Here is a 4,050-nt window from a genome sequence, read left to right on the forward strand (position 1 = left end):
GTCGGGCGGCAGCAGCAGATCCAGCCAGATTGCCAAGCGACGACGATGTTGCTCGATCAGCTTGGTGGAAACTGGAACCGGCAACTCACGAGCGAAACAGTCGGAACGCGGGTGCAAAAGCATGTGATCGAGAATGCGGAGCAAATCCGGAAGCACGTCCGATAGTTCCAAGATCAATTTCCAATTCGTCCCTGTTCGCAACCAATCGTCCAACCTCGGTTGTTGATCCCGAATCTTGGCAACGGCCAACTGAAGCGACTTCCAGTCACTGCTCCGATCAATCATTTCCACCAAATCATCCATCGTGTCCACGAATATCGCATCGGGAAATTCATTCCGCCCATGCGTGCGACTTCGACGGGATCTCCATTCGATTCGGTACCCTGATCCGATCGTTTGCTTACAGTGCTCGCGCAGGGACTCGACCTCCGAGATCGCTGTTGACAAATCTTTCGAGGGAGTCAGGTTGGCGGGAATTCGATGGGGGAAAAACGCATCCAGTTCATTGTTCAACCAAGCCTTGACCGCCTTCCCAAACAGTCGCCTTGCTTTGTCCCGGATCTGTTCCGAAGTGATCATGCTTCCTGCCCCGCGGATCGGTACTGCTCGGTCGTCAAGCTGATCAACTGGCTACGATGCGTCTCGGGATCTTTGATGATATGACCGTACGTGCCGACATAGCTCTCCGTGATCCGTGCTTTGGCATCCAACGGTGCGACGATTGCCAATTGCAATCCAAAACGTTCGAACAGATCGAGTGCGTACTTGGCCCGCGTGTCATCACTGCGTGAAAACATTTCGTCCACCATGACAAACTGAAATCGTTCGCTGTTCGGATCATCCAGTTGCAAATCATACTGATAGGCAATCGCGGCCACCAACACCAAGAACGCCAGTTTGCCTTTCTCCCCACCGGATTGCCCGGTGCCTCCATCGTAGTAGCTCCCTGGTTCGCCTGACGCGGCGTCGTATTCACGGGCTGCGAACTTGAACCAGTTGCGGACGTCGATCACCTTTTCTCGCCAACGAAGATTCGCATCGTCGCGAAGTCGGTCCACCAACTTTTCAATCTTTTTAAACGTTGCCTCGTTCGCATCGTCAGTCCCATCCAAGGTGCCTTCCAGGCAGCCCGCCAGTTCCCGTCGGAAATCTCGGATCTCGGCATCCGACGTGTCGCTCGGCTCCAAACGCATGTACGTGCTTGGATTCCAATCGAGTTGACGCAGGGCCTGATTCAGCGTCTCGATCTTACTGCGAATTTCTTCGCGTTCGTCCTCCAGAGCCCCATGCATCAGTCCAATTTCCTGCAGGACCTTTTCTTTGAGTCGTTGCTTGAACCGTCGCTCGTGACGAGGCAGGTCATCCTTGTTGATTCGCTTAGCGAGTTGTTCGAAACTCGGCAATGCTTGGGGCGTTGGATCGAGTTCGGACTCGAAGACAGGGAATCGATTCAACAGCTTGCTCATCGCCTTGGTCAGGTTGTCCCGGACTGGAACGATTCGCTCCTCCAGTTCGGTGACTCGAACGGTGAGTTCATCCGAAACGTCCCGAGGTAGAATCCCCAGGTTTTCCAAGGTCAGCTTTCGCTCACCAAGCTGATTCGCAATCCCATCGAAGAACGCTTGCGCCGAATCGAATCGATCGGATGAGCGAGCCTGCTCGACTTTCGCGTCGACGCGTTTCAAAATCCCTTCGCTTTTCCCGATCTCCGCTTGCAGGTTGGAGCGTTCCCCCACAAATCGATCTCGCTCGGATTCGAGCCCTTGGATCTCCGCATTGAGTGCCGCCAGCTTTGCCTTGAGTTGCCGAACTTGATCACTCGACTCCTCCAGCTTTTGCTTTTCCAGTCTCAATTGAGACGCTTCGAAATCGTGCCGGTGATCGTCGATGGTGTCGAACTGAGTCACCGCCGATAGCTCGTCCAGCAGGCTCAGCCTTCGCGTCGCCTGATCACTACGACGACGGAGTGATTCCGCCGATGAAACACTGCGATCAAGCACCGCCTTCTGTTCTCCGATCGATCGTTCCAGTGCTTCCCGCTTGGTACGATTGTCCCATCCCAAAACGAAGTGCTTGCGATCACCATGACCACCGCGATCGTCTTTCGAATGTTGCCGAAGGTTTTGTTTGACGTGCCGATGGATGGTCATCGCGCGGCGCCCCGCCATTTGAAACTCTTGGATCGTTTCGCATGCCAGGTGATCGAACCGTGACACAATCTCGCCGCGAACATAGGGGACCAAAGGATGGTCGTCGCGATAGAGCAGCATCTCCGGGAGACTCAGGTCCGTCGACAGTTGCGACGGAGCGGACGGGCGAGATCCGACACGATCGTAGGTCAATCGCAACCCTCGACCGCGTGAATCGGTCAGACGCTGAGAATCAACATAGCCGGAAACCTTCGCATAAAGGTCGTCTGGAACCAACAACGTTCTCGCGAAGGAATGAAGCACCTGTTCAATCGATGCTTCCCAGCGGCCATGCTCTGGGGCGACGGCGATCAACTCAGCCGCGAACGGAAGATCGGTTGGCGACAGACGAAAGGCAGCGCAAAGCTCGCTGCGAATTTCGATGAACGCGTCGGGCAAATTGCCCTTTCGTTGACGAAGTGACGCCAGTTCGTTTTCGTCAGTGGCGAGTTCCTGACGCAGAACACCAATTTCATAGTTAAGAGACTCGAGTTGGTCGGTGGCGGCTTTTTTCTCGATCGCGATTCGTTGTTGCTGATCGCTGATATGCCGGTGAACCTTTTCAAGTTGCTCGGGACTGGCAATGGGTTCGTCGATCCCAACCTGCTTCAGTTTCGATTCATACAAGAGTCGCTTCTCTTTCTTGGACGCCGCATGCTGTTCTTCCTTTTCGATCAAAAAGGGAAGTTGCTGCAGTCTGGATCCACCACGATGACGAATCTCATGATCAACAGCCGCGGCTTCGGCCCGTTTGGATTTCAACGAGCGATCCAGCAGAATGATTTGCTCATCGAGGTGTTCCATTCGCAGCTTCCATTGCTGACACAGCGGACGCAAAAGTTCGCTGGTTTGAATGTCAAAGAACAAACCTGAAGCAGCGAGTTCTTCGCGAGCCGATTGCAGCTTGTCGTTTGTCGCTTGGAACCGCTTGCCTGTTCGTAAGATCGGGACCAGCAACTCCGACTGCTGCCGCACCTGCACCAGGGCGCGATGAGCCTCACTCAATTGGGCAAAGTGCTCGAGTAATTTGCTGACTTTGTCGTTCCATGACTTCTTTTCCAGCATGTGATCACGAATGAACTGATCGAGTCGCTGAACATCCTTCACCGCGACGGTCTGGTTGAAGATGTCCATTGCCTTGGACCGAAACTTGACCAAGCGTTTCATCCACCCGTGATAGGTTTTGAAGTTTTCGGTCACTTCAAATCCCCGGTCAATCAGCGTGCTCTTGATATCGCCGGTGGAGGTCAGGTCGCCCAGGTCACTCGCAATGCTGCGGTGTTTCCGATCAAACGCGTAGAAGATTTTTCGATCGCCGCTGGACGTCAAATACATCACCTGGCAAACCGTGAACGACTTGCCCGAACGAGCGCTGGCGAACGTGGCCAACAAGGCCGTGTAGAATCCGGTTCCTTCCCGAAGGTATTGAATACGGGGCTTCTCATCGCTGCCGGCAGTCCGGTCGTACGCACCGCGAATGTACGTTCGTTCGTCGCGTTCTTTCTTGGATGCCCCAGCGGCGACGTTGTAGTTTCGAACCCCGGGACGAACCAGTAACGTCAGCATGGCATCGACCAGCGTTGACTTGCCCGCTCCGTTTTCCCCCACCAACAAACAAGACGTCCCGTGAGGCGAGATCGAGTGGACTTGGCCATCGAAAGTTCCCCAGTTGAAAACTTCAAACGTCGCCAGGCGGAACCCTGGTTTCAAACGTTCCGACACTTCATCGTCGTCAGCGAATAGTTCGAGTGGTTGAGAGGGCTTCATGTTGGTTGGCGTCAAAATTCGAAAGACAGAGAAACGCAGCAAACGACAGGATATCAGACGTCAAGGTTCCCCTCTGCGCACTCCTCTGCGTCCC

Annotated in this window: 2 protein-coding genes; both read right to left on the minus strand. The window is 54.3% G+C overall.

Annotated elements, in window-relative coordinates:
- On the minus strand, positions 1-579 hold a 579-nt coding region (locus ACF8AM_RS09775; protein WP_392555459.1), incomplete at its 3' end, for a DUF3322 domain-containing protein.
- Positions 576-3,956 carry an ATP-binding protein gene (locus ACF8AM_RS09780; protein WP_392555460.1) on the minus strand — a complete coding sequence of 1,127 codons (3,381 nt, stop codon included), beginning with the start codon at positions 3,954-3,956 and terminating at the stop codon, positions 576-578. The genes ACF8AM_RS09775 and ACF8AM_RS09780, both read right to left, overlap by 4 nt.
- Positions 3,957-4,050 lie beyond the last annotated feature (94 nt).

Origin of the sequence: Rhodopirellula sp. JB055 (assembly GCF_043100905.1) — a bacterium.
Taxonomy (GTDB): Bacteria; Planctomycetota; Planctomycetia; order Pirellulales; family Pirellulaceae; genus Rhodopirellula.

Bases quoted from the DNA above. Each gene is read 5' to 3' on its own strand.
- ACF8AM_RS09780 (WP_392555460.1), bottom strand. From the start codon at position 3,956: ATGAAGCCCTCTCAACCACTCGAACTATTCGCTGACGACGATGAAGTG.